Annotated in this window: 24 protein-coding genes and 1 pseudogene; 13 read left to right on the top strand and 12 right to left on the bottom strand. The window is 74.4% G+C overall.

All coding sequences use genetic code 11. The annotated features are described in order from the left end of the window. Nucleotides 1-112: 112 nt before the first annotated feature. From CCE02nite_RS00545 to CCE02nite_RS00535, 3 genes are all read right to left on the bottom strand, one after another. Entirely contained in the window at nucleotides 113-808 is a 696-nt protein-coding gene (locus CCE02nite_RS00545) for a DNA alkylation repair protein (RefSeq protein WP_141387170.1), read from the bottom strand. Nucleotides 809-883: 75 nt separating this feature from the next. Beyond that, nucleotides 884-1,678, bottom strand: a complete 795-nt coding sequence (locus CCE02nite_RS00540; protein ID WP_141387168.1) for an SDR family NAD(P)-dependent oxidoreductase — start codon at nucleotides 1,676-1,678, stop codon at nucleotides 884-886. A 141-nt stretch (nucleotides 1,679-1,819) separates the two neighbouring features. Beyond that, nucleotides 1,820-2,386, bottom strand: coding sequence for a DUF6993 domain-containing protein (locus CCE02nite_RS00535; RefSeq protein ID WP_141387166.1), 567 nt, complete (start codon nucleotides 2,384-2,386; stop codon nucleotides 1,820-1,822). Nucleotides 2,387-2,521: 135 nt separating this feature from the next. Here CCE02nite_RS00535 and CCE02nite_RS00530 point away from each other — a divergent pair, with 135 nt between their 5' ends. Beyond that, nucleotides 2,522-3,004 (top strand): glutathione peroxidase, encoded by a 483-nt coding sequence (locus CCE02nite_RS00530; RefSeq protein WP_141387164.1) that lies wholly within the window; start codon nucleotides 2,522-2,524, stop codon nucleotides 3,002-3,004. 51 nt (nucleotides 3,005-3,055) lie between these two features. Here CCE02nite_RS00530 and CCE02nite_RS00525 read toward each other — a convergent pair whose 3' ends face one another. Then, entirely contained in the window at nucleotides 3,056-3,703 is a 648-nt protein-coding gene (locus tag CCE02nite_RS00525; RefSeq protein WP_141387151.1) for a nucleoside/nucleotide kinase family protein, read from the bottom strand. Nucleotides 3,704-3,776: 73 nt separating this feature from the next. On the opposite strand from CCE02nite_RS00525, the gene CCE02nite_RS20845 reads away from it, so the two are divergent. The 4 genes and pseudogenes from CCE02nite_RS20845 (at nucleotide 3,777) to CCE02nite_RS00515 (ending at nucleotide 5,666) form a co-directional block, all read left to right on the top strand. Next, on the top strand, nucleotides 3,777-3,953 hold the full coding sequence (locus CCE02nite_RS20845) for a hypothetical protein (RefSeq protein ID WP_170227158.1): 177 nt from the start codon (nucleotides 3,777-3,779) through the stop codon (nucleotides 3,951-3,953). Then, nucleotides 3,950-4,498: pseudogene (locus CCE02nite_RS21255) on the top strand (MFS transporter); the annotation flags it as partial. The gene CCE02nite_RS20845 and the pseudogene CCE02nite_RS21255, both read left to right, overlap by 4 nt. A 91-nt stretch (nucleotides 4,499-4,589) precedes the next feature. Then, nucleotides 4,590-5,219: an MFS transporter gene (locus tag CCE02nite_RS20835; protein WP_255318548.1), complete on the top strand. Its 630-nt coding sequence runs from the start codon at nucleotides 4,590-4,592 to the stop codon at nucleotides 5,217-5,219. A gap of 9 nt (nucleotides 5,220-5,228) precedes the next feature. Then, complete coding sequence (locus tag CCE02nite_RS00515) at nucleotides 5,229-5,666, top strand: VOC family protein (RefSeq protein ID WP_141387149.1); 438 nt, start codon at nucleotides 5,229-5,231, stop codon at nucleotides 5,664-5,666. 27 nt (nucleotides 5,667-5,693) lie between these two features. Here the strand turns inward: CCE02nite_RS00515 and CCE02nite_RS00510 are convergent, their stop codons facing one another. After that, the gene (locus tag CCE02nite_RS00510) at nucleotides 5,694-6,371 is read right to left on the bottom strand and encodes a FadR/GntR family transcriptional regulator (protein WP_141387147.1); all 678 of its coding nucleotides are present in this window, start codon (nucleotides 6,369-6,371) and stop codon (nucleotides 5,694-5,696) included. Nucleotides 6,372-6,413: 42 nt separating this feature from the next. On the opposite strand from CCE02nite_RS00510, the gene CCE02nite_RS00505 reads away from it, so the two are divergent. Then, entirely contained in the window at nucleotides 6,414-7,664 is a 1,251-nt protein-coding gene (locus CCE02nite_RS00505; protein WP_170227157.1) for an MFS transporter, read from the top strand. A 52-nt stretch (nucleotides 7,665-7,716) separates the two neighbouring features. Here CCE02nite_RS00505 and CCE02nite_RS00500 read toward each other — a convergent pair whose 3' ends face one another. Then, nucleotides 7,717-9,426, bottom strand: coding sequence for an alpha/beta hydrolase (locus tag CCE02nite_RS00500; protein WP_170227156.1), 1,710 nt, complete (start codon nucleotides 9,424-9,426; stop codon nucleotides 7,717-7,719). Nucleotides 9,427-9,584: 158 nt separating this feature from the next. Next, nucleotides 9,585-12,986: a CARDB domain-containing protein gene (locus tag CCE02nite_RS00495; RefSeq protein WP_255318547.1), complete on the bottom strand. Its 3,402-nt coding sequence runs from the start codon at nucleotides 12,984-12,986 to the stop codon at nucleotides 9,585-9,587. 379 nt (nucleotides 12,987-13,365) lie between these two features. Between CCE02nite_RS00495 and CCE02nite_RS00490 the strand changes: the two genes are divergently transcribed. Continuing rightward, nucleotides 13,366-13,707 (top strand): YciI family protein, encoded by a 342-nt coding sequence (locus CCE02nite_RS00490; protein WP_141387141.1) that lies wholly within the window; start codon nucleotides 13,366-13,368, stop codon nucleotides 13,705-13,707. Nucleotides 13,708-13,774: 67 nt separating this feature from the next. Continuing rightward, nucleotides 13,775-14,581, top strand: a complete 807-nt coding sequence (gene lepB / locus CCE02nite_RS00485; protein WP_255318546.1) for a signal peptidase I — start codon at nucleotides 13,775-13,777, stop codon at nucleotides 14,579-14,581. Between the two features lie 21 nt (nucleotides 14,582-14,602). Here lepB and CCE02nite_RS00480 read toward each other — a convergent pair whose 3' ends face one another. After that, a complete protein-coding gene (locus tag CCE02nite_RS00480) occupies nucleotides 14,603-15,493 on the bottom strand; it encodes a LysR family transcriptional regulator (RefSeq protein ID WP_141387139.1) in 891 nt (296 codons plus the stop codon). A 72-nt stretch (nucleotides 15,494-15,565) separates the two neighbouring features. Between CCE02nite_RS00480 and dapA the strand changes: the two genes are divergently transcribed. Further along, the gene (gene dapA / locus CCE02nite_RS00475; RefSeq protein WP_141387137.1) at nucleotides 15,566-16,456 is read left to right on the top strand and encodes a 4-hydroxy-tetrahydrodipicolinate synthase; all 891 of its coding nucleotides are present in this window, start codon (nucleotides 15,566-15,568) and stop codon (nucleotides 16,454-16,456) included. Nucleotides 16,457-16,551: 95 nt separating this feature from the next. Further along, entirely contained in the window at nucleotides 16,552-17,097 is a 546-nt protein-coding gene (locus CCE02nite_RS00470) for a GNAT family N-acetyltransferase (protein WP_141387135.1), read from the top strand. 71 nt (nucleotides 17,098-17,168) lie between these two features. On the opposite strand, the gene CCE02nite_RS00465 is transcribed toward CCE02nite_RS00470, so the two are convergent. Genes CCE02nite_RS00465 through CCE02nite_RS00455 form a run of 3 tightly spaced genes read right to left on the bottom strand, consistent with a single transcriptional unit; the run spans nucleotide 17,169 to nucleotide 19,460 of the window. Next, nucleotides 17,169-18,353: an SLC13 family permease gene (locus CCE02nite_RS00465; RefSeq protein WP_141387133.1), complete on the bottom strand. Its 1,185-nt coding sequence runs from the start codon at nucleotides 18,351-18,353 to the stop codon at nucleotides 17,169-17,171. Nucleotides 18,354-18,390: 37 nt separating this feature from the next. Further along, nucleotides 18,391-19,128 (bottom strand): cation diffusion facilitator family transporter, encoded by a 738-nt coding sequence (locus tag CCE02nite_RS00460; protein WP_174774873.1) that lies wholly within the window; start codon nucleotides 19,126-19,128, stop codon nucleotides 18,391-18,393. Further along, nucleotides 19,125-19,460, bottom strand: coding sequence for an ArsR/SmtB family transcription factor (locus tag CCE02nite_RS00455; protein WP_064314954.1), 336 nt, complete (start codon nucleotides 19,458-19,460; stop codon nucleotides 19,125-19,127). The genes CCE02nite_RS00460 and CCE02nite_RS00455 overlap by 4 nt, the downstream gene beginning before the upstream one ends. Nucleotides 19,461-19,654: 194 nt before the next feature. On the opposite strand from CCE02nite_RS00455, the gene CCE02nite_RS00450 reads away from it, so the two are divergent. From CCE02nite_RS00450 to CCE02nite_RS00440, 3 genes are all read left to right on the top strand, one after another. Beyond that, entirely contained in the window at nucleotides 19,655-20,071 is a 417-nt protein-coding gene (locus CCE02nite_RS00450; protein ID WP_141387131.1) for an ArsR/SmtB family transcription factor, read from the top strand. Then, complete coding sequence (locus CCE02nite_RS00445; protein ID WP_141387129.1) at nucleotides 20,068-21,111, top strand: cation diffusion facilitator family transporter; 1,044 nt, start codon at nucleotides 20,068-20,070, stop codon at nucleotides 21,109-21,111. Before CCE02nite_RS00450 ends, CCE02nite_RS00445 begins: the two co-directional genes overlap by 4 nt. Before the next feature lie 219 nt (nucleotides 21,112-21,330). Continuing rightward, on the top strand, nucleotides 21,331-22,998 hold the full coding sequence (locus CCE02nite_RS00440; protein WP_141387127.1) for an ATP-dependent DNA ligase: 1,668 nt from the start codon (nucleotides 21,331-21,333) through the stop codon (nucleotides 22,996-22,998). A gap of 6 nt (nucleotides 22,999-23,004) precedes the next feature. Here CCE02nite_RS00440 and CCE02nite_RS00435 read toward each other — a convergent pair whose 3' ends face one another. Next, nucleotides 23,005-23,616, bottom strand: a complete 612-nt coding sequence (locus tag CCE02nite_RS00435) for a hypothetical protein (RefSeq protein ID WP_141387125.1) — start codon at nucleotides 23,614-23,616, stop codon at nucleotides 23,005-23,007. Nucleotides 23,617-23,632 lie beyond the last annotated feature (16 nt).

The raw sequence follows: 23,632 nt of genomic DNA, 5'->3' as shown, positions 1-23,632 counted from the left end.
CACGGAGAAACGGAACCCTGGAGATTCTCGCCACCTCGTCGTGGCGCCTCCGCGTGCGACCACGATACGCCGTCGCCAGACCCGCGGCCCGACCCGGCCGTGCCGGCCGGGATCAGCGCCCGAGCCACTCCTTGCGCTCCGCGGGCGGCAGCTTCTCCACCGCGGCCCGCAGCACGTCGCGCGGCATGGTCGCGGCGTGGACCTCGAGGAACGCGCGCAGCCGCTCGGGCTCGACGTCGCCCGCGTGGCGCAGCATCCAGCCCACGCCCTTCTGCACGTAGGGCTCGGGGTCGTCGACGAGGACCTCGGAGAGCCGGAACGTGTCGTCGACCTGACCGCGGCGCAGGAAGGCAGCCGTGGCGACGATGGCCGTACGCCGGCGCGGCCAGTCCGGCGCCCGGGCGAGGCTGTCGAGGACGTCGCGCGGCCGGTCGAGGAGCCACGACCCGAGCACCTGGTACGCGGTGAGGTCCACGAGGTCCCACGTGTCGATCCGGTCGTGGCGGCGCAGGAAGAGCTCGACGAGCTCCGCGTGCCGCTCGACGGTCACGCGGCGAGCCGTGGCGGACTTCCCCATGATCGAGCAACCCCCCGCGCGGACCTCGTGCACGCGGTCCTCGAGCAGCAGCTCGATCTGGTCCACCGGCATGTCGAGCGCGCCCTTCGCGAGCGTGAAGACGTCGCCCATGCGCACGCCGGCGAGCGTGTCGTCCCCGGGGAAGTACCGCGTGTAGGCGCGGCGCTGGGCCGCGGTCGCGCGCGCGAGCAGGTCGGCGCGGAAGTCGGTCGCCGTCGGGTACGGCGGCATCGTCCTCCTCCTCTCGTCCGGGCGGTCGCCCGCGGTCCTGCGGTCCGCGCCGCGGCGCGCCCGTGATCCGTGCGCTCAGCGCGGCGCCATGCGGATCGCGCCGTCGAGGCGGATCACCTCGCCGTTGAGCATCGGGTTCTCGACGATCGCGCGCACGAGGTGCGCGTACTCCTCCGGGCGGCCGAGCCTGCTCGGGTGCGGCACCTGCGCGCCGAGGGACTCCTGCGCCGCCTCGGGCAGCGACGCCATCATCGGCGTGCGGAAGATGCCCGGCGCGATCGTCATGACGCGGATCCGGTGCTGCGCGAGGTCGCGCGCGAGGGGCAGCGTGAGGCCCGCGACGCCCGCCTTGGAGGCCGCGTAGGCGGCCTGGCCGACCTGCCCGTCGAACGCCGCGACCGACGCGGTCTGCACGACGACGCCGCGCTCCTCCCCGGCAGAGTCCTCCCCGTCGGACCCGCTCGGCCCCACCGGGTCGAGGGCGAGCATGCGCTCCGCCGCGAGGCGGACGACGTTGAACGTCCCGACGAGGTTGACGTCCACGACGCGCCGGAACACGTCCAGGGCGTGCACGCCGGACTTCCCGAGCACGCGCTGCGCGAGCACGATCCCGGCGCAGCTCACGACGACACGCACCCCGCCGAGGGCATCCGCCGCGTCGAGCGCCCGCGCGACGTCGTCCTCGCTCGTCACGTCCGTGGGGACGAACCGCGCGGCGTCACCGAGCGCGTCGGCGACCGCGACGCCGTCGGACGACGCGAGGTCCGCGAGGACCACCCGGGCTCCCGCCGCGACCAGGCCCTCCGCCGTCGCGCGCCCGAGGCCCGAGGCCCCTCCCGTCACCAGGGCGACCGTGCCCTCGATCCGCATGTCTCACCTTCCGTCACCTGCGCGGGCGCCGTCGCCCGCCCCGCTGACCGTACCCAGGTCGACCCGCAGGTCGCGAGATCGACCCACCGAGAGTCGATCTCGGACGCGCCGGCCGGTCTCACGGCGGCACCGGCGAGGAGGTCAGTGCGACGGCATCTCCAGGCACCCGCCGTCGGCGATCGGTCCCCCGGCGTCGAGCGTCACGGCGTCGGGCGCGACCGCCCCGTACACGCAGCCGCCGGGGACCGCGACCCCCACACCGACGGCCGGTACGACGTCGCCGGAGGCGTTCCTGTCCACGACCTGCACGTTCTCGAACCCTGCCGCGACGAGCGTGTCCCGGACCTCGTCACCCGTGACGGCGGACCCGTCGGCGAGCGGCTCCAGGGCGGCCTCGACCGCGGGCACGGAGAGCGCCGCCTCGGCGTGGTCCTCGGGCGTGCCCATCCGCTGCCGGTACGCCTCGTTGGACGCGTCGAGCCCGGTCTCCTGCTCGACGGCGGTCGTGTCCTCGGCCGTCACGGTGACCTCGGGCTCGGACGAGTCGTACGACTGGGCCCACCGCTCCATGGCGACCCCCACGAACAGGAAGTACCCCACGACGCCCACGCACGCGAAGATCACGAGCCCCACGACCACGCCGACGACCGCGCTCCCGAGGCGCGACGTGCCGTCCGTGCGGGAGTCGTCCAGGTCGGGAGTGGCCATGCCGCGAGTCTGACGGGCCGGGTGGTGCGCGGCGACCGCGGGCGCGACCTCGACCCGAGATCTTCACATCTCGGGCGCCGTCGGGTGCAGGATGGGAGGCGAAGCACCCCCGCCCGACCGTCAGGAGAGTCCCGCATGAGCCTGTACGACATCCCGTTCGACGCCATGGACGGGACGACGCACACCCTGCGCGAGCACGCGGACGACGTCGTGCTCGTCGTGAACGTCGCGTCGCGGTGCGGCCTCGCGCCGCAGTACGCGACGCTCGAGGCGATGCAGGAGAAGTACCGCGACCGTGGGTTCACCGTCATCGGGTTCCCGAGCAACCAGTTCCTCCAGGAGCTCGGCACCAACGAGGCGATCCAGGAGTTCTGCTCACTGACGTACGGCGTGACGTTCCCCGTGGTCGACCGCGTCCGCGTCAACGGGCGCCACGCCCACCCGCTCTACCAGGAGCTGAAGAAGGCCGAGGACGCCGAGGGCAAGGCCGGCCGGGTCACCTGGAACTTCGAGAAGTTCGTCGTCGTGCCCGGCGGCGAGGTGCACCGCTTCCGCCCCCGCACCCTGCCCGACGACCCGGCGATCATCGACCTCGTCGAGGCGCACCTGCCGCGCTGAGCGCGCGCCACCCTGCGGACGGTCGTGAGCGCGCGGTCCTCACGCGGGGTGTCAGCGCACGACGAGCGCGGGGTGCCGCGCGTCGTCGACCCGCGCGACGACGTCGGCCACCTCGTCGGGGCGCACCTCCCGCTCGTAGCGCGCGTACGCGGCGAGCGTCCAGGCGTCCTCTGCCGAGGTGCGGCGCGCGAGCGTCGGCGCGCGCAGCGCCAGGTGCACGGCGAGGTCGACGGCGAGCCCGCGACCGAGGGCCAGCGCGCCGTCGAGCACGACGACGAGCCCCGGCTCCGCGGCGACGTACGCCGCGCGCGTCGACCGGCTGGTCGCGGGATCGCGCAGGCTCGGCACGTAGCGCCCGGACCCGCCCGGGCCGACGGCGTCGAGCACCTCGCGGTTGAGGCCCGCCACGTCGATCCACGCGTCGAGCAGCGCGTCCGGGTTTTCGCGGCCGTGCTCGAGCCGCAGCGACGCGGGGCGCCAGAAGTCCTGCACGCGCACCCGCGCGACCGGTCGGCCGGCAGCCCGCAGGGGCGCGACCAGCAGGTCCGCGAGCGCCTCGGGCCGTGTGGACGGGTGGCCGTCGACGAGGAGCCGCACCGCGCCGTCGGGCCCCGCTGCCCGGTCGCGGCGCCGGAACCCGAGGACGAGGTCCACGACCCGGTCCACGAGGACGTCCTCGGTCACCGGTTCGACGCGCACGGCGTCAGGATGTCACGGCCGCGCGGCAGCCTCTCCGGGGACGTCCGGCAGGTCGGGCTCCTAGGGTGGACGCATGCTGCGCACCGTCACCCTCGACCACCCCGCACCCCTGCCCGTCGGGCACACGGTGGCGGTCACCGAGCTCGAGGCCGCGGTCCGGTGGAAGGGCCGGGTCACGGCGTGCACCATCGTCATGGTCGAGGGCCTGGAGAACCCTCGCACGACGCTCCAGGTCGAGACGGACGCATGACCGTACCCTTCCGGCCGGGCACCGTCCGCGAGGCCATGGGCGGCATCGTCGCCCTGGGCCTCGCGACGTTCGTCGCCATCACGACCGAGCTGGTGCCCGTCGGCCTCCTGCCGCTCCTCAGCGTGGACCTGGACGTCACGGAGTCCGTCGCCGGGCTGCTCGTCACGGCGTACGCGGTCATGGTCGCGGCGCTCGCCGTGCCCCTCACGCTCGGGACGGCCCGGCTCCCGCGCAAGGGCCTGCTCCTGACGACGCTCGGGCTCTACACCGTGAGCAATGTGCTCGTCGCCGTCGCTCCGACGTTCGCCGTCGTCGCGGCGGCGCGGGCGCTGGGAGGCGCGTCGCACGCGGTGTTCTTCTCGGTGAGCATCGGGTATGCGTCACGGCTCGTGCTGCCGCACCTCACGGGGCGCGCGCTGTCGCTCGTCACCGCGGGCGCGGCCGTCGGGTTCGTGCTCGGCGTGCCGCTGACGACGACGCTCGGCACCGCGATCGGCTGGCGTCCCGCGTTCGGCGTGCTCGCGGGCGCGTGCGCGCTGGCCACCGTGCTCATCGCGTTCCTGCTGCCTCCCGTGCCGGGGGGGCGGGGCTCCGCCGTCGGACGCGTCGAGCGCGAGCCGACGCTCCGCGCTCGCGGTGGCCACGACCACGAATGCCCTCACGTACCTGGGCCAGTACACGGTCTACACCTTCGTGTCGCTCCTGCTCCTGGGCGCGGGCCTCCGGGAGTCGGCGCTCGGCCCGGCGCTCCTCGTGCTCGGGGCGCTCGGCCTCGTCGGGACGGCGTTCGCCGCCGCGCGCCTCGACCACCGGCCGCGGCGGACGACGGTCGTGACGCTCGTCGCCGTCGTGGCGGGCATGCTCGCGGTCGGGCTCGCGTTCCCCGGGACCGTCGGGGTGCTCGTCGCGATCGGGGTGTGGAGCGCGGGGTTCGGCGCCGTCGCGCCGGTGTTCCAGGCGGCCGCGATCCGCGCGCACGGCGCGTCGCCGGACCTCACGGGCGCGCTCGTCAACGCGACGTCGAACGTCGGCATCGGCGGGGGCGCCGCGCTCGGCGCACTCGTCCTCGCCCGCTCCGGGCTCGACGTCGTCCCGTTCGTCGGGGCGGGGATCGTCGCCGTCGCGCTCGTCGTGGCGCTCGTGGCGCGACGCACGTTCCCCGCGACGCCGACCGCGCCGGCGCCGGAAGCGGCAGTGACGGACGCGCCGGTGACAGGCGCGCCGGGGTCGGAGATGCCCTCCGACCAGGAGCACCTGCGCGCCTAGGGTGACGGGATGACGACGACGGTCAGGCAGGTCCAGGTCACGTTCGACTGCGCGCAGCCGGAGCGCGTCGCCCGCTTCTGGTGCGAGGTGCTGGGCTACGTCCCGCCGTCGCCCCCGGACGGCTTCGCGACGTGGGACGACGCGAACGCCGCGCTCCCGCCCGAGCAGCGCGACACCTGGTTCGCGTGCAGCGACCCCGGCGGGGTCGGGCCGCGCCTGTACTTCCAGCGCGTCCCCGAGGGCAAGGTCGTGAAGAACCGGGTGCACCTCGACGTGCGCGTCGGCACCGGGCTCGTCGGCGCCGAGCGCCTCGCCACGCTCGAGGCCGAGCGCGACCGGCTCGTCGCCCTCGGCGCGACGTGCGTGCGCGTGATGGTCGCGGACGAGGAGAACGAGTCGTGCATCGTCATGCAGGACGTCGAGGGCAACGAGTTCTGCCTGGACTGACCGCGGGCTCGGCTGCCGCGCCGCGCCTCAGCGCAGGAACGGGTCCATGATGGCGGCCACCGACACCGCAGCACGGTCGGCGTCCCCCTCGGCGATCGCCTCCACGAGCTCGTGGTGCCTGCGGTGCGCCGCGTCCTCGTCCCCGCTCTCGTCGTCGCGCATGTGGACGGCGAAGACGTCGAGCATGCTCGAGTACAGCGTCACGTACAGGGGATTGTGCGTCGCCTCCACGATCGCGCGGTGCAGGTCGAGGTCCGCCCTCGCGCGCGCGTCGGGGTCGTGGGACCACGCCGCCTCCCGGCGGTCGCGCAGGTCGCGCAGCTGCGCGACGTCCGCGTCCGTGCGGCTCGCGGCGGCGAGCGACGCCGCGGTGCTGTCGAGGGCGAGGCGCAGCTCCAGGTAGTGGCGGCGGCTGCCGCCCGCGAGCTGACGCTCGAGGGTGCCGGTCAGCTCGGAGCTCGAGATGACGAACGTGCCGCGCCCCTGCTCGCGGCGCAGCAGACCGGCGTGCACGAGCGACTGGAGCGCCTCACGGACGGTGTTCCGCCCGACGCCGAACTCCGCCACGAGGGCGGCCTCGGTCGGGATGCGCTCCCCGACCGGCCAGCGCCCGGACACCACCTCCTCGCGGAAGCGGGCCGCCGCCTGGTCGATGAGCCCCACTCGACGCATCGGCTCGCGCGTGCCAGACTGCTCGTGATTCATCCCATGATCCCATCATCGGCCGATCTGATACCGGAGTTTAGCGTGGCGACCCTCTCCCCCTCGCGCACCCCCGTGCGTCGTGGCCAGCAGCTCGCGTGGGCCGGGCTGGCCATCGCCCTGACGGCGCTCAACCTGCGGACAGCCGTCACAGGGTTCACCCCGCTCCTGGAGACCATCGGCGCGGACCTCGGCTACGGCGTCGCCGTCGCGGGTCTGCTCGGCACCGTGCCCGCCGTGTCGTTCGGCCTCTTCGGGTTCCTCGCCCCGGTGGTGACGCGCCGGTTCGGGCTCGAGCGCACGGCCACGGTCGCGCTCGCCCTGACCGCGCTCTCGCTCGTCCTGCGCGCCGTCTCCCCCACGACCACCTGGGTCGTCGCGTCGACCGTGCTGGCCCTCGCCGGGATCGGGGCGGCGAACGTCGTGATCGTGCCCCTGGTGAAGGCGTGGTTCCCCGACCGGATCGCCCTGTGGACGTCGCTCTACCTGATTCTCATGCAGACGGGGCAGTTCGTCGCCCCACTCCTGGCCGTCCCGGTCGCCGAGGCGACGAGCTGGCGGTTCTCCGTCGGGATCTGGGCCGGGCCCGCGGCGCTGGCCGCCGCCGTCTGGCTCGTCCTCGCGACCCGGCGGCGCGCCGACCACCACGCGCCTGCGGCGGCCGCAGGGACCGGAGGGAGGCTGCGGATCGGCCGGTCGTCGACGGTCTGGGGCCTCGTGGTCCTGTTCGCGGCGATCTCGTGGTCCAACTACGGGATCATCACGTGGGTCCCGGCCGTGCTCACCGACGCGGGCGGCAGCGCGGCGCTCGGCGGCACCATGGTCGCGCTCTACTCCGCCTGGGGGATGGTCGCCGCACTGATCGTCCCGCACCTGGCCACGCGGATGGCGAACCCGTTCGTCGTGGTCGTCGTGTGCGCCGTCGTCCTCGTGGCCGGGTACCTCGGCCTGCTCCTGTCCCCGCTCGACGGGACGGTCCTGTGGATGTGCGCGCTGGGGATCGGGGTGAGCACCTTCCCCCTGTGCATGACCCTCATCAACCGGCGGACCCGGACGCCGCAGTCCGCCTCGGCCGTCTCGGGCTTCGTCCAGGGCCTTGGGTACGCGCTGGCGTGCTTCGGCCCGATCGGCCTCGGCCTGCTGCGCGAGGCGACCGGGTCGTGGTCGGCCCCCCTCCTCGTGCTCGCCGCGACCGCCGTCCCCGGGGTGGTCGGCGGCTGGTTCGCCTGCCGTCCCCGCTTCGTGGAGGACACGGTGCCCCCGGAGCCCGTCGCCGACCGGCTGCCGCCCCGCTGAGGGCGACCCCTCGACAGCGTCCGACGACGCCGCCGAGGAGTCGCGCGTCAGGTCACGTCACCGGGAGGCGCATCGCCTCGCCGAGCGGCACGGACGGGCCCTGGAACGGCACGACGTCCTGTGCGCACGTCGCACCGTCGGTCGCGTCGAGGCCCACCAGGTAGCGCGCGACCGCGGCGTCGGCGCACGCGCTCTTGCCGATGATCGTGTGGCCCCACCCCTCGACCGTGAGCACGCGCGCGTCCGGCCAGCGGTCGGCGTACGGCTGCGTGAACCCGTAGGGCGTCGCCGGGTCGAACCGGGTGCCGACGACGAGCACGGGCGCGTCCGTCGTCTGGTCCCACGGCCCGGTGAACGCGTCGCGGTCCGCGACGGGGACGAACTCGCACTGCACGCCCACCCACCCGCGGAAGCGGCCGAAGTGCGGGTACTGCGCGTCGAGCGCGTCGACCTTGGCGGGGTACTCCCACGGGCGGCCTGGCGTCGTCGTGTCGACGCACAGGCTCGCGAGCGCGCCGCCGACGGAGGGGTAGTCCTCCGCGAACCCGGCGCGCCGCAGCAGCTCGCCGAGCGACGGCGCGGCGCCCAGCGCACGCGGCTGTGCCGGCGCGGGGGGCGGCTCGACCGCGCCGCTCAGCACGGCGAGCGACGCGAGCGTCAGGTCCAGGTCGCCCCACGCGGCGGGCTCGTAGAGGTACTGGAAGACGAGCGCGACGGTGTCCGGGTAGCCGATCGGCACGGACGTGCCGTCCGGCATCGGCACGTCGACCGGCGCCTCGCGCAGCGCGGCGTACGTCGCCTCGACCACCTCGCCCGGGTCGCCGAGCGAGGACAACGCGCAGCCCGCCGGTCCGGCCTCTCCGCACAGCCGTGCGAACTCGTCGAACGTCTCCGTCGCCCCCGCGGCCTGGCCGATGCGCGCCCCGACGAGCTCGCGCGACCCGACCCCGGACCACGCGTCGACGTCCATCGTGCCGTCGAGCACCATCGCGCGGACACGGTCGGGGAACAGCACGGCGTACGTCGCGCCGAGCACGGTGCCGTACGAATAGCCGACGTAGCTGAGCTGCTCGTCCCCCACGGCCTGGCGCAGCAGGTCCATGTCGCGCGCGACGTTCGCCGTCGACGCATGGGCGATGCGGTCGCCCGAGAAGAACGTGCACGACGCCCCGAACGTCGCCATCTGGCCGAGGAAGCGCACCTCCTCGCGACTCGTGACGGGGAAAGCCGGCAGCCCGGCGAGGAACGCGTTCTCGCGCTCGGCGTCGCGGAAGCACGTCGCAGGATCGGAGGTCCCCACGGCGCGCGGGTCGAACCCGACGACGTCGAACCGGGCGAGCACGTCGTCGTCGAACAGCGTGCCGCCGAGCGCGTGCAGCGTCTCGACGCCCGGCCCGCCGGGGCCGCCGAAGTTGGTGAACAGGCTGCCGACCCGCTGGGCCGGGTCGGCGGCCGGCATGCGGGTCAGGCCGATCGTCGTCGTGCGGCCCTGCGGCCGGTCGTAGTCCGTGGGCACCTCGACGCTCGCGCACTCGAACGCGTCGAGGCCGTCGCCCTCGCACGGACCCCACGCGACGTCCGGCACGGGCGCCTCGACCTGGCCTGCCGCCGTCGTCCCCGGGGTCGTGCGGGCCGACGGCGCGGCTGCGCTGGTGCGGGTCGGCTCACCCCCCGGGCCCGCGACGGCGGCGGCAGGGACGCCGCCGAGGAGGAGGACTGCCGCCAGCGACGAGGCTGCGGCGCGGACTGTTCGTGTCGTCATCGATCGCGAAGTCATCGCTCCCCATCCGAACACGGGCCCCCGACGAGCGCACCTCGACCCGTCCGGCGCCGAGCACGGCCCCCCGCCGTCGAGAACGGGGTCGGTGTCGTCGTCCGACCGGATGACGACACCAACCCCGTGTCCGGTGCACCCTCGGGTTACTGGCCCGTGAAGACGAACGGCGAGCCGGGCTCCTTCGCGACGTCGCCGTCGCGCGAGCTCGTGACGGTCACGTTCGACAGGATCGCGTTGCCGCGGGCGCCGGCCATCGCGAGGATGCCGGAGCCGTTGTTGGACTTCTCGATCCGCACGTTCGTGATCTTCACGTCCGGCATGGTCCCGCCGCCGTTCTTGAACTGGATGCCGTCATAGGTGGAGTCGACGATGTCCGTGTCGCGGATGGTGACGCCGACGATGTCGTGCGTCTGCGGGAAGATCGTGATCGCGCCGAACTCCTGGTCCTCGTTCCAGAACGCCCCGCCGGTGCGGTAGAGCCCGTTGTTGGCGATGAGCGTCGTCCCCGAGAACGGCAGGGGGTCGTGGTCGGTCGCCAGCATGATGCCGGGGTAGTTCATGGTGTCGTAGATCAGGTTGTTCTCGATCGAGTTGTCGTAGCCGCCGTAGATCGCGATGCCGTTGGCGCGCCACGGGAGCTGCACGGTGTTGTTGCGGAACGTGTTGCTGTGCCCGATGTCGACGTTCCGGTCCTTGACGTACTGGTTGGCCCAGACGGCGAGCGCGTCGTCGCCGGTGTTGCGGAACGTCGAGCTCACCACCGTCGAGTTGCGCGTCCCGTTGCTGAAGTTGATGCCGTCCGCGTAGGTGTTGCGGATCCGCATGCCGGAGAAGACCAGCCCGTCGCCCGGGTTCCACAGCTCCGGGATGTTCGAGTAGTCCCGACCGACCCACACGCCGACGTTCGCGTGCTCGATCCACACGTTGGTGATCTTCGTGTTCTTGCCGAACCGGCCGTTGAGGCCGACGCCGCCCTCCTCCTGGCCGTTGTTGCCGCGGATCGTGCCGGAGCCGAAGATCGCGAGGTCGGAGATCTGGGTGTTGTCGTCGACGTCGAACCCGAAGTTGCCCTCGTGCGGGTGGTTGATGACGCCCGGGGCGAGGTGCGGCGGGATGAGGCTGTAGAGCTGCGAGTGCCACATGCCCGCGCCGCGGATCGTCACGTCGCTGATGCCGACCTGGTTGTGCATCCCCCGGTTGAGCGGGTCGTCGGTGAGGATCTTCTTCTCCTGGCGCCACTGGCCCGCCGGGATCCACACGCAGTCGATCTCGCCGTCCTGGTTCGCGGTGACGGCGGCCTGGATGGCGGCGGTGTCCTCGAGCCCGTCGTTCGGCACGGCCCCGTACTCGGTGATGGACGTGCACTGCGCCGGCTTGCTCAGCGGGGGCGCGACCTGCTCGAGCTCGACGAGGTCGATGACGTAGAACGCGGCGTCGTCGCCCGCGTCGCGCTGGAGCTTGAACACCGTCCCGGCCGGGAAGGACCGGCCGAGCAGGGCGTGCGACTCGTCGAAGAGGCGGCGGGCGTCACCGCCCGGCGTGTTGACCAGGCCCTCGGGCTGGTCGGTCGTGCCGTAGAGCCAGGAGTGCTTGGACGAGAGCGTGAGCTTCTGCACGAACTGGCCGTCCGCGTAGAGGCTGATCGTCTTCTCCTGGCCACCGCCAGCGGCGGTGTCGGGGATCGAGCTCCGCACGACGATCGAGTTCGTCGCGTTCGTCGACGTGAGCTGGACGTACTGGCCCGTGCTGGTGAGGCGCACGGACTCGCGGCCCGACGACTCGGTCGCGAAGTTCGTGTGCCCGAACGTGCGCAGCGCGTCGGTCTGGAGCAGCGTGCCCGTGTACTGGCCGTCCTCGGCCTCGTACGTCGTGTACGGGACGGCGGCGCCCCGGCCCACCGTGACGGCGAGCGTGCCCGTGTTGTTTCCCTCGTTCGTCTCGGCGACGACGCCGGTCGCGTCGGCCGTCGCGGTGACGGTGGCCCCGCCGTTCGTCGCGGTCCACGAGCCGCTCGGCGTGACGGTGACGGTCGCGCCCGCGGGGACGGCCGGCGTCGTGCCGTTGAGCGTGGTGGACCCGGCGACGACGCGCGTCACCGACCCGGCCGCGACCGGCTGGTTGCCGCGGTTGCGCACCGCCACCGAGAACGTCACGGCCGTGCCGACGGCCGGGTTGGCCGGGTTCGACGACACCGAGACGACCTCGAGGTCCGGCCCGGGCGCCTCGCCGACGACGAGCGTCGCCGTCGCGGTGAACGCGTTGTCCGTCTCGTCCTGCTCGGCCACGGTGTTCGCCGGGTCCACGACCGCACCGACCGTGTACTCGCCCGCGGGCCGCGTGCCCGCCGCGACCTGCACCTGCGCGCTCGCTCCCGGCTGGAGCGCCGCGACGGCGGTCGAGCCCGCGGTCGACCCGCCGAGCCTCCCGTCGAGCGTCGTGGCCGACGACGCGCGGTCGCCCGTGTTCTTCACCGTCGCCGTGAGCGTCACCGGGGTGGTCGCCGTGGGCGACGCCGGGGACGCGGTCACCGCGGTGACGGTGAGGTTGGGGTTGGGTGCGGGGGCACCGTAGACCTCGAGCTCGGCGACCTGGCCGTTGCCCGCGCCCGTGTTGCCGGTGAAGCGCAGGCGCACGTCGGTGGCGGTGCCGGTCACGGGCACGTCGACGAGGTTGCCGCTGCCCGGCGCGAACGCGTGGCCGGCGGACGCCTTGAGCTCCTGCCAGGCGCCCGTGCCGGTGCGGCCCCACACGGAGAACGTCTGCGTGCGCGGCCCCCACGCGGCGTCGGGGTTGAGCCGGACGCGCACGCTGCTGAGCTGCGTGGGCGCGGCGAGCGCGACGTCGAGCGTCGACGGGTACTGCCCGCCCGCGCCCTCCCAGTAGGTGGTCGCGCTGCCGTCGACCGCGTTCGCGGCGACGAACTGCCACTCGGTCGACGAGGCCGACGCAGGGCGGCTCTTCGCGTAGTTGGTGCCGGTCGGGTCCGTCGGATCGGTCGGGTCCGTCGGGTCCGTCGGGTCCGTGCCGCCCGTGGGCGTGCCCCACACCTGGAGCTCGGACACCTGGCCGTTGCCCGCGCCGGTGTTGGCGCTGAAGGCGAGGCGCACCTCGTCGACCTCGGCGTCGAGGGGGATCTCGACCGTGTTCCCGCTGGCGGGGTCGAACCCGTAGGCCGCCGACGCCTTGAGCGTCCGGAACGACGACTCGCCGTCGGAGCGACCGAGCACGCTGAACGTCTGCGTGCGTGACGACCACACCGAGGGCGGGGGCAGCGTGACGACGACGCGGTCGACGTCGGCCTCCGCCCCGAGGTCGACGGTGAGGTGCGACGGGTACTGCCCGCCCGCGCCCTCCCAGTAGGAGCCGGTGTTCCCGTCGTTCGCGTTGCCCGCGACGTACGTCTGCGTGACCGACGACGCGGCGATCGGCTTGCCGAGCGCCAGGTTGGTGGCGTCCGCGGCGTGCGCCACGGCGACGACGCCGAGCGGCGCGACGAGCGCCAGGGCGGCGCCCGCCACGACCGTGTGCTTCCAGGGGGTTCTCATGAACGTCCTCGTTCTCCCGCCGGGGCGGGCTCGTCCACCCGCGAGCAGCGGTGCCCGACGGCGGGCGCGACCGTGCTGGTGCCGCGCCACCGTCACGGGTGGGTCGGGTCAGGGCTGGTTCAGGGTCGGGACCGGGACCGACGAGGTCGAGACCGGTCGTCCGGGTGCCACGAACGACCGGCGGGGATGGTCACCGGTCGGACCCGTGGCGGCATACGAGAGTTGCAGCGTGTGCACTGCTTTGTGCTGGACTTCTGTCAACTTCTTGCGTCGTGCAGGACGGACGCTACGAGACGGACATCCGGGGCGTCAAGGGTCGGCGTGATGCGGGGACCCGCGCGACGATGGGGCGAATCCCCGGAGACGAAGGAGTCGTGCGATGGCGAAGTACCTGATCTCGTTCCCCAGCGGCGAGATGGACCTCGGTCCCGGCGGGCTCCAGGCGGCCGCGGACGCGGCGCACGCGGTCGTGCAGGAGGCGAAGGCCGCAGGCGTCTGGGTGTTCGGCGGCGGGATCGACGAGAGCGTCCCGCCGGTCCTCGTCTCCGGGGACGGCACCGTCACCGACGGCACGTACCCGCAGACGGCCCGGCTCGAGGGCGGTTACACCGTGCTGGAGGTGCCCACGCGCGACGAGGCGCTCCGGTGGGCCAGCAAGATCGCCGTCGCCTGCCGGTGCCGGCAGGAGGTGCGCATGTTCCAGGACGACCCCGAGAGCTGACGGCGCCCCCGCATGCCGCCCGGACCGGGTGGCCTGGCGCCGAGCGCCGACGTGGCAGGGTGGGCCCGTGCCCGACGACGCCACGCTGCGCGATCCGCTCCCCGACTCGACGGTGGACACCGAGGCCGACGCCCGGCCAGCGTCCGGCGTCGCTGACGACACCTCTGCCGCGCTCCCCCGGCATCGCCCTCGTCGACCGTCGCTGCTGCGCGAGACGGCGATCATCGTCGTCAGCGCGCTGGTGCTCTCGCTGCTCCTCAAGACGTTCCTCGTGCAGGCGTTCTTCATCCCGAGCCCGTCGATGGAGGACACGCTGGTCGAGGGCGACCGGGTGATGGTGTCCCGGCTCGTGCCGGGCGCGTTCGACGTGCACCGGGGTGACGTCGTGGTGTTCAAGGACCCGGGCGGGTGGTTGCCGCCGCCGGTGCCGCAGGAGGAGAGCCCGGTGTCGGAGGCGGTGCGCGCGGCGCTGACCTTCGTCGGTCTGCTGCCGCAGGACACCGGTGAGCACCTCATCAAGCGGGTGGTCGGGACACCGGGTGATCACGTGGTGTGCTGCGACGCGGAGGGCCGGGTGAGCGTCAACGGGGTGTCGATCGACGAGACGTACATCAAGCCCGGCTCCGACCCGAGCGAGCTCGCCTTCGACACCACCGTGCCCACGGACATGCTGTTCGTCATGGGTGACAACCGGCAGAACTCGGGTGACTCGCGCTACAACACGGGCAAGCCCGGCGGCGGGTTCGTGCCGACGGGCAACGTCGTGGGGACGGCGTTCGTCAAGGTCTGGCCGCTGTCCCACCTGGGCCTGCTGCGCAACCCCGGCGACGTGTTCACCGACGTCCCCGCTCCGGGCACCGTCGACGAGGGGTGACGCCGCACCGACCGGCCGCGGCTATCCGGCGGCGTGCGCGAGGCCGGCCGCCACCGCTGCCGTGTGCAGCGCCTCGCGGGCGGCCGCGACCTCCGGGTGCGTCCCGGACCCGCGGCGGTAGGCCAGGGAGGTCCTGCGGCGGATCGCCAGGGGCGTGAGGACCACGCCGTCCGGGGCGCCCCCGGCCGCGAGTTCCGGCACGAGGGCGACGCCCTGCCCCGCCGCGACCAGGGCGAGGACGGCGCCGAAGTCGTCGGCGTGGTGACGGATGCCCGGTGCGTAGCCCGCCGCCTCGCACGCCCGGACGGTCAGGGTGTGGCACAGGGTCCCGAGCGTGCCGGCGATCCAGGGCGCGTCCCGACGGTCGGCGATCGACCCCGCGCCCAGGGCGGCCAGGTGGACCGTCTCCTCCATCAGCGGCTCCGCCTCGACGCCGGGGCCGACCGTGAGCGGGACGTGGTCGTACTCCTGGACCAGGGCGACGTCGACCGCGTCCCCGCGCAGCGCGTCGGGGACCGTGGCGGGGTCGAGCTCGGAGACCAGGAGGCGCAGTCCGGGGTGGTCGGAGCTCAGACGCACGACGGCGGGCGTGAGCAGGGTCGGCACGGCCGTCGGGAAGACGCCGATGCGCAGCGTCCCGCGGAGCGTCGCGGCGGCCGTCGCGAGGTCGGCGTCGGCCTCGCGGAGGATCTCGAGGATCCTCTCGGTGTGCCCGACGAGCGTCTCCGCGGCCGCCGTGAGCCGGACCCGGCGCCCCGACCGCTCCAGGAGCGGCACCCCGGCGTCGCGCTCGAGCGCGGAGAGCTGCTGCGACACGGCCGAGGGCGTGTAGGTGAGCGCCTCGGCCACCGCGGCGATCGTCCCGCGGTGCGACAGCTCGCGGAGCAGCCGGAGCCTGCGGACGTCGAGCATAAGAAGAACTTACGGCACTGCGGAGGAACGTGAACTGGACTGGTGGTCAGTGACGGCCGGAGAGTTGCCGTCATGGAGCTCTCCGGCCTCTACGTCCCCCTGGTCACCCCGTTCACCGACGACGACCGGCTCGACCTCGACGCGCTCGCCGCGCTCGCCACGGCCGTCCTCGACGAGGGCGCGGCGGGCGTCGTCTCCGTGGGCACGACCGGGGAGCCCGCGACGCTCACCCGGGCGGAGGCGCGCCAGGTCGTCGAGGTCTGCGCCGAGGTGTGCGCGGCGCGAGGTCGGCACCTGCTCGTGGGTACGGGGACGAGCAGCACCGCCACGTCGGTCGACCTGCTCGCCGACCTCCACCCGCAGGCCGACGCGGCGCTCGTCGCGGTCCCCGCGTACACGCGGCCCTCCCAGGCCGGCGTCGTCGAGCACTTCCGCGCCCTGGCCGCCGCGGCGCCCGTCCCCCTGGTCGTGTACAACGTCCCCTACCGGACGGGGCTCGCGCTGACGGTGGACACGCTCCACCGGCTCGCCGACCTGCCCGGCGTGGCAGGCTTCAAGCACACGGTCGGCTCGATCGACGACACCACGGTCGCGTTCCTCAGCACCGCCCGCTCGGACGTGTCCGTGCTGGCCGGTGACGACCTGTACGCGGGACCGCTCATCGCGCTCGGTGCGCGGGGCGGGATCCTCGCGAGCGCCAACGTCGCCCCCCGCGCGTACGCGGAGCTCGTCCGCACCTGGCGGCACGGCCCGTCGGAGCGGGCGCTCGCCGTGCACGACGCGCTGGTGCCCCTGACCGGTGCCCTCTTCGCCGAGCCCAACCCCGCCGTGATCAAGGCCGTCCTCGCAGCCGAGGGCCGGATCGCCAGCCCGCGCGTACGGCTCCCGCTGCTCCCGGCGACCCCGGGAGCCGCCTCGGCCGCTCTCGCGCGTCAGGATGCGCTGTTCGCGTCCTCCCTGTGAGCACGACCGATCGTTCGTCAGCCGTCACGTCCGCACGACGGCGCGGCCGGGATATTTCCGTTGCTCTCCCGCACGTGCCCCTCAAGAGTGTCGGCATGTTGATCAGACGCGAGCGCCCGCCGGACGCCCCGGCGATCCGCGCAGTCACCGCAGACGCCTTCTCCGCGGTCGAGCACGCTGCCCCACCGGTCGAGGCTGACGGCGTACCCGGTGAGGCGACCTTGGTCGGGTGGCTGCGCGAGGACCCCGGGTGGATCCCGGAGCTGTCGCTCGTCGCCGAGACCGGGCTGCCCGACCCGCAGGTCGTCGGGCACGTCGTCGCCACCCGCGGGCGGGTCGGGGACCGGCCGGCGCTCGGGCTCGGGCCGCTCAGCGTCCGTCGCGACCACCAGCAGCGCGGGGTCGGTTCCGCGCTCATGCACACGCTCCTCGGTGCGGCGGACGGTCTGGGAGAGCCGGTCGTGGTGCTGCTCGGGGAGCCGGCCCTCTACTCCCGGTTCGGGTTCGTGCCCGCCAGCTCCTTGGGGATCGAGGCTCCCGAGCCGGCGTGGGGCGACTACTTCCAGGCACGCGCACTGAGCACCTGGCGCGGGGAGTACGCGGGACGGTTCACCTATGCCGCCCCGTTCGACCGCCTGTGACGTGACGCCGTGCGCCGCGCTCACGACGGCGAGACGCCGACCACGAACCCGTGCGACGAGCCCGCCCTTTCCTAGCCGAGCGCGACGACGGCGACACCCGCCGCCACCGCGAGGGGCGCGAGCACGAGGCCCTGCCGGACGACGTGCCACGTGGGCGGCGGCCCGTGCTCGAACGCGTGGCGGCGGTACTGCTGCCACCACAGCACGGTCGCGAGCGACGCCCACGGCGTGATCAGCGGCCCGGCGTTCACCGCGACGAGGAGCGTCGCGAGCCGGTCGACGCTCTCCCCCGCCGCGGGCAGCAGCGCGAGGAAGGCAGGCAGGTTGTTCACCAGGTTCGCGGCGACGACGCCGGTCGCGGCGAGCCGCGCCAGGTCGCCCGGCCCGTCGCCCGTGCCTGCGACGACGGCGAGGAGGTCGCCGAGACCGTGCGCGTGCCACGTCTCGACGAGCACGAACAGCGCCGCGACGACGAGCGCCGACCGCCACGGCAGCATCTCGCGCACCGGCACGAGGGGCCGCACGCGCCGCCACCACGTCGCGAGCGCGAGCACCGCGGCGCCCGCGAGCGCCGCGGGCGCGACCGGCAGCTCGATCGCGAACGCGACCGCGAGCAGTGCGACGACCGCGCCGGTGACCCGCAGGAGCACCCGGTCGGGCGGCGTCGGGCCGGCTCCCGCGAGGGTGAAGCGCCCGCGCAGGTCACGACCGTGCAGCGCGAGCAGGACGACGACCGTCACGCCGAGGACCGCGAGCGCCGGAGCCCACATCACCCCGACGTACCCGGTGCCGAACCGGTGCGCCGCGAGCAGGTTGGTGAGGTTCGAGACGGGCAGGAGCAGGGACGCCGTGTTGGCGAGCGCGAGGACCGTGAGCGCGAGCGGCAGGGGCCGCGTGCCCGTGCGGCGCGCGAGGGCGAGCACGACGGGCGTGACGAGCACCGCCGTCGTGTCGAGGGAGAGCACGACCGTGCTCGCCGTCGCGAGCACGACGACGAGACCCCACAGGGCGAACCGCCGCCCGCGGGCGAGCCGCGCCGCCCGGGCTGCGACGGCGTCGAACAGGCCCGCGCCCGCGCACAGCTCCGCGACCACGGTGATGGCGAGGAGGAAGATCAGCACCGGCCCGGTGCGTACGAGCAGGTCGCGCGCGTCGGCGGCCGGGAGCAACCCCGTCGCGGGCAGCACGACGACCACCGCCGCCGCGACGAGCCACGACGGCACACGGCGGCGCGCCGGTGCTCCCGAGGCGTTCACGTCGTGATCGTAGGGCCCGTGGCACGACCACGAACGCTCAGGGACGCGACGGCGGCCCGCCGCCCCGGGGCGCGCAGCACCCGTCGGCGCAGGTGTCTGCCTCGCCGTCGCCGACGAGCGCCGCGGCGGGCGCGCAGCACGCGCCGCCACGCCAGGCCTCGATGCCCTCCTTGACCGCGACGGCAGCGATGACGAGCGCGGCGAGCGGGTCGGCCCACGTCCAGCCGAGGGTCGCGTTGAGCACGAGGCCGACGAGCAGCACCGCCGACAGGTAGGTGCACAGGAGCGTCTGCTTGGAGTCCGCGACGGCGGACGCCGACCCGAGCTCGCGGCCCGTGCGGCGCTCGAACCACGACAGGAAGGGCATGACGGCAAGGCTCACCGCGGCGAGCCAGATGCCCACGGCGGAGTGCGCGGGCTCCGCGGCGCCGAGCAGCGACCGGACGGCGTCCACGGAGACGAAGACGGCGAGACCGAAGAACGAGACGGCGATGACGCGCAGCGCGGTCCGCTCGCGCCAGTGCGGGTCGGGCGCGGCGAACTGCCAGGCCACCGCGGCGGCGGAGAGCACCTCGACGAGCGAGTCGAGACCGAACCCCACGAGCGCGGCCGACGACGCGACGCGGCCCGCGGTGATCGCGACGACCGCCTCGACGACGTTCCACGTGATCGTCGCCGCGACGACCCACCGGACCCTCCGCTCGAGGACGGCACGACGCGCGACGGTCGGGGCAGCGGGTCCGGGCGGCGTGCGGCCGAGCGAGACGGGCGTCACGAGCACGAGCACCCGTCGGGACCACAGCACGTGGGGTCGACCTGGACGACGAGCCGCAGCAGGTCGTCGAGGGCCGGGGCCAGGTGAGGGTCGGCGAGGCGGTACCAGGTGCGACGACCGTCGGGGATCGCCTCGACGAGACCGCAGCCGCGCAGGCACGCGAGCTGGTTCGACATGACCTGGCGCGAGACGCCGAGCGCGTCGGCGAGGTCGGACGGGTAGGCCGGAGCCTCCCGCAGCGCGAGCAAGACGCGCGTGCGCGTCTCGTCCGACAGGGCGTGCCCCAGCCGCGCGAGCGCCGCGGTGTGGGTGAGCGTGACCGTCTCGACCATGGGGCCGACAGTACACGCGCTCCTGTATTCAGGAAACCCTGTACCGAGCACGGGACCACCTCGCCGAGGCCGCAGCCCCGACCCACCCGCCACCCGAGCCGCCGAACCCGGCGTTGCTCCTCACGGCGGGGCGGCTGTGGGGGGCAACCCCGGGTTCGGCGCCGTGGCGGCGCACGCTCCGTTAGTATCTGCGTATGCGTGAAGATACGAAGGGGTGCACCTTCGGGGTGGAGAGCCAGTACGTCGAGCTCGCGGCGGAGGTGTTCTCGCTGCTCGCGGACGCGACGCGGGTCCGGATCGTCCTCGCCCTGCGCGACACCGAGCTGCCGGTCAACGCGCTCGCGGAGATCGTCGGCAAGTCGCCGACGGCGGTCTCGCAGCACCTCGCCAAGCTGCGCTGGGGTCGCATCGTCCGCGCCCGCCAGGAGGGCAACCGCGTCTTCTACTCGCTCGTCGACGAGCACGCGCGCACGCTCGTGACCCAGGCCGTCTTCCAGGCGCAGCACGCCGTGGACGACCACCCCGCGCACCACGCCGACGACGCGCACGGCGCGGTCGACGGGTCCTCCCCCGCCACCGAGGCCACCACGTCCACCGCGGCGGACCGATGAGCACGACCCGCCCGGCCGCCGTCGACCACGACCACGACCACGACCACGACCACGACCACGACCACGACCACGACCACGACCACGACCACGACCATCCTCACCCGAGCGGGCTGCGCGGCTGGCTGCACGAGGTGTTCGTGCCGCACTCGCACGACGCCGCCGACTCGATCGACGACGAGCTCGTCGCGAGCGGCCAGGGAATCCGGGCGGTCAAGGTGTCCCTCGTCGTGCTGGGCGCGACGGCGCTCGCGCAGCTCGGCATCGTCGCGGTCAGCGGGTCCGTGGCGCTGCTCGCGGACACCGTCCACAACCTCTCCGACGCGCTCACGGCCGTGCCGCTGTGGATCGCGTTCGTGCTCGGCCGTCGTGCCGCGACGCGCCGGTACACGCACGGCTACGGCCGGGCCGAGGACCTCGCGGGCCTGTTCATCGTCGCGATGATCGCCCTCTCGGCGGTCGTGGCCGGCGTCGAGTCGGTGCGGCGCCTCGCGGATCCACAGCCTGTGGACAACCTGGGCTGGGTGATCGCGGCGGGGATCGTCGGGTTCGCGGGCAACGAGGCGGTCGCCGTGTACCGGATCCGCGTGGGGCGTCGCATCGGCTCGGCCGCGCTCGTGGCGGACGGCGTGCACGCTCGCACCGACGGGTTCACGTCCCTCGCGGTCGTGCTCGGCGCGCTGGGTGTCCTCGCCGGCCTCCCCCTCGCGGACCCGCTCGTCGGGCTGCTCATCACCGTCGCGATCCTCGTGCTCCTGTGGGGCACCGCGCGCGACGTCGGGCGCCGGCTCCTCGACGGCGTCGACCCCGACCTCACGGACAGGGCGCGCCACGTGCTCGACGGCCTGGACGGGCTCGAGGGTGTGGACGACGTCCGGCTGCGCTGGTCGGGCCACCGCCTGGCCGTCCAGGCGCGCGTCCTCCTGCCGCCCGAGACACCGGTCGCCGCAGCCGACCAGGTCATGGCCGCGGCCGATACGGCGCTGCGCCGTGCCCTGCCGTCGGTGGGGACGGTCGACGTCGTGGTGGCACCCGTCCGCTGACCAGCTGCCGCCCCGGCCGGGTACATGCCCGTGCCTCGCCGCCGAGCCCGGGGTTCACGGCTACGCGTTGCCGCCGAACCCGGGGTTGCGCGTGATCGGCGACCCGACGTGCCACACAGACCCGGGTTCGACACCGGGCGGAGCGAGGGCTCCCGGCGTTCCGGGTTCGGTGCTGAAGGGAGCGCGGGCGGGCGTGGGTGGTCGGCGTGAGGATGGAGCATGCTGCTCGCCGAGGTCGCCGCCACGTCCGACGCCGTCGCCGCCACGCGCTCGCGGCTCGCCAAGCGCGCGGCCATCGCGGACCTGCTGCGCCGCGTCGCGGACGGCGCCGGCCCGGCCGGCACCGCTGACGGCACCGACGGCCCGGGCGACGGGGGCGGGCGCGACGGGGTCGAGATCGCCGTCGCGTATCTCGCAGGCGAGCTGCGCCAACGCCGCACGGGTCTCGGGTGGCGCTCCCTGCGCGACCTCCCCACCCCGGCCGAGGAGCCGAGCCTCACGCTGACCGCCGTCGACGCCGCGTTCGCCCGCATGGCCGACCTCTCGGGCCCGGGCTCCGCGACGGCCCGCCAGGCCGAGGCGGCCGCGCTGTTCGGCGCCGCGACGGCGCGCGAGCAGTCGCTCCTCGCGGGACTCGTCTCGGGCGAGCTGCGGCAGGGCGCGCTGGACTCCGTCGTGGTCGACGCCGTCGCCGAGGCCGCCGGGGTGCCCGCCGACGCGGTGCGTCGCGCGGTCATGCTCGCGGGAGCGACGGGACCGGTCGCGCGCGCCGCGCTGACGGCCGGAGGCCCCGAGGCCGCGACCGACGCCCTCGCGACGTTCCGGCTCACGGTGGGCCGGCCCGTGCGGCCGATGCTCGCGCAGTCCGCGCCCGACGTCGGTGCCGCCCTCGAGAAGCTCGGCGCCGGGCCCGGCACGGACGGCGGCGAGGCCGACGGCGACCACCCGGGCACCGCCGTCGCCGTGGACGTGAAGCTCGACGGCATCCGGATCCAGGTGCACCGTGACGGCGACGACGTGCGCGTGTTCACGCGCTCGCTCGACGACATCACCGAGCGCGTCCCGGAGATCGTCGCCGCGACGCGGGCCCTGCCCGCACGGACGCTCGTGCTCGACGGCGAGGCGCTCGTCGTCGGGCCCGACGGCGTCCCGCGCCCGTTCCAGGAGACCGCCGCCCGCTCGGCGACCCAGGGCGAGCGGAGTGCCGCCGAGGAGGCCGAGCTCGCGGCGTCGCTCGAGCTGTCGCCGTTCTTCTTCGACGCGCTGCACGTCGACGGCCGCGACCTGCTCGACGAGCCGCTGCGCGACCGGCTCGCGGTGCTCGACGACCTCCTCGCCGACGCTGCCGGACCGCACGCCGTGCGGCGCCTCGTCACCGACGAGGCCGACGCCGCCACCGCGTTCTTCGAGGGCGCCGTGGCCGAGGGGCAGGAGGGCGTCGTCGTGAAGTCGCTCGACACCCCCTACGCGGCCGGGCGGCGCGGCGCGGGCTGGGTCAAGGTCAAGCCTCGGCACACGCTCGACCTCGTCGTGCTGGCGGTCGAGCAGGGCTCGGGCCGCCGGCGCGGCTGGCTGTCGAACATCTGGCTCGGCGCGCGCGACCCCGACGGCGGGTTCGTCATGCTCGGCAAGACGTTCAAGGGGATGACGGACGAGATGCTGGAGTGGCAGACCCGGCGCTTCCGCGAGCTGGAGACGTCCGCCGACGGGTACGTCGTGCACGTGCGGCCCGAGCAGGTCGTCGAGATCGCGTTCGACGGCCTCCAGCGCTCGACCCGCTACCCCGGCGGCCTCGCGCTCCGGTTCGCACGCGTGCTCCGCTACCGCGACGACAAGACCGCCGCCGAGGCCGACACGATCGACGCGGTGCGAGCGCTCGCGCGGTAGCCGCGCTCAGAACGGGCGCATCGAGGGGTCGGGCTCGACGAGCCGGACGACGCCGTCCCGGTCGACGAGTGCCCGCCGGCCGGACGCGTGGCCGAGGACGTCGACGACGTCGTCCTCCGGTGACACCGTCACGGTGAACAGCGGCCGGCTCCCGCCGAACGCCGGGTACGGCTGGAGCGCACCCACCCCGGCCTCGGCGCGCGACCTCTGCTCCGGCGTCAGCCGCGCCCACGAGAGCCGCTCGCGCAGCCAGGGCGGCTGCGTCTCGACCGACCGCGGGAACCGCTCCACGTCGCGGGCGAAGTCGGCGGGGCCGGCCGGCGGCAGGAAGCCGGGTTCGGTGTCGGCGTCGTACGACGCGTCGACCTCGCCGTCGGCGCGGACCGTCAGCGAGATCGTGAACCAGGCGCCCAGACCGGCCGTCGCGGTGACGGCCCGCAGCTCGTCGAGGGCGTCCCGGAAGACCGGGGAGGTCGGCTTCTGCGCGGGTGGCGGTGGCCATCCGCCGACGACCGACACGTGCTCCTGCGTCCGGTCGGCCACGACGAACGCCCGGTACGACAGCTCGTCCCAGCGCTCGGTCTGTGCCGCCGCCAGCTCCCGCGCCAGCACCGTCACCAGACGTCTCTGCGCC

Source organism: Cellulosimicrobium cellulans, assembly GCF_006539945.1.
Lineage (GTDB): Bacteria > Actinomycetota > Actinomycetes > Actinomycetales > Cellulomonadaceae > Cellulosimicrobium > Cellulosimicrobium cellulans.
This window is presented reverse-complemented; position numbering and strand designations above follow the sequence as displayed.

Coding starts and splice junctions, on each gene's coding strand:
- CCE02nite_RS00510 (WP_141387147.1), bottom strand. CDS start 6,371: ATGAATCACGAGCAGTCTGGCACGCGCGAGCCGATGCGTCGAGTGGGG.
- CCE02nite_RS00445 (WP_141387129.1), top strand. CDS start 20,068: ATGAGCACGACCCGCCCGGCCGCCGTCGACCACGACCACGACCACGAC.
- CCE02nite_RS00480 (WP_141387139.1), bottom strand. CDS start 15,493: ATGCTCGACGTCCGCAGGCTCCGGCTGCTCCGCGAGCTGTCGCACCGC.
- CCE02nite_RS00490 (WP_141387141.1), top strand. CDS start 13,366: ATGGCGAAGTACCTGATCTCGTTCCCCAGCGGCGAGATGGACCTCGGT.
- CCE02nite_RS00515 (WP_141387149.1), top strand. CDS start 5,229: ATGACGACGACGGTCAGGCAGGTCCAGGTCACGTTCGACTGCGCGCAG.
- CCE02nite_RS00450 (WP_141387131.1), top strand. CDS start 19,655: ATGCGTGAAGATACGAAGGGGTGCACCTTCGGGGTGGAGAGCCAGTAC.
- CCE02nite_RS00535 (WP_141387166.1), bottom strand. CDS start 2,386: ATGGCCACTCCCGACCTGGACGACTCCCGCACGGACGGCACGTCGCGC.
- CCE02nite_RS00500 (WP_170227156.1), bottom strand. CDS start 9,426: ATGACGACACGAACAGTCCGCGCCGCAGCCTCGTCGCTGGCGGCAGTC.
- CCE02nite_RS00440 (WP_141387127.1), top strand. CDS start 21,331: ATGCTGCTCGCCGAGGTCGCCGCCACGTCCGACGCCGTCGCCGCCACG.
- CCE02nite_RS00530 (WP_141387164.1), top strand. CDS start 2,522: ATGAGCCTGTACGACATCCCGTTCGACGCCATGGACGGGACGACGCAC.
- CCE02nite_RS00495 (WP_255318547.1), bottom strand. CDS start 12,986: ATGAGAACCCCCTGGAAGCACACGGTCGTGGCGGGCGCCGCCCTGGCG.
- CCE02nite_RS00545 (WP_141387170.1), bottom strand. CDS start 808: ATGCCGCCGTACCCGACGGCGACCGACTTCCGCGCCGACCTGCTCGCG.
- CCE02nite_RS00470 (WP_141387135.1), top strand. CDS start 16,552: ATGTTGATCAGACGCGAGCGCCCGCCGGACGCCCCGGCGATCCGCGCA.
- CCE02nite_RS00540 (WP_141387168.1), bottom strand. CDS start 1,678: ATGCGGATCGAGGGCACGGTCGCCCTGGTGACGGGAGGGGCCTCGGGC.
- CCE02nite_RS00455 (WP_064314954.1), bottom strand. CDS start 19,460: ATGGTCGAGACGGTCACGCTCACCCACACCGCGGCGCTCGCGCGGCTG.
- CCE02nite_RS20845 (WP_170227158.1), top strand. CDS start 3,777: ATGCTGCGCACCGTCACCCTCGACCACCCCGCACCCCTGCCCGTCGGG.
- dapA (WP_141387137.1), top strand. CDS start 15,566: ATGGAGCTCTCCGGCCTCTACGTCCCCCTGGTCACCCCGTTCACCGAC.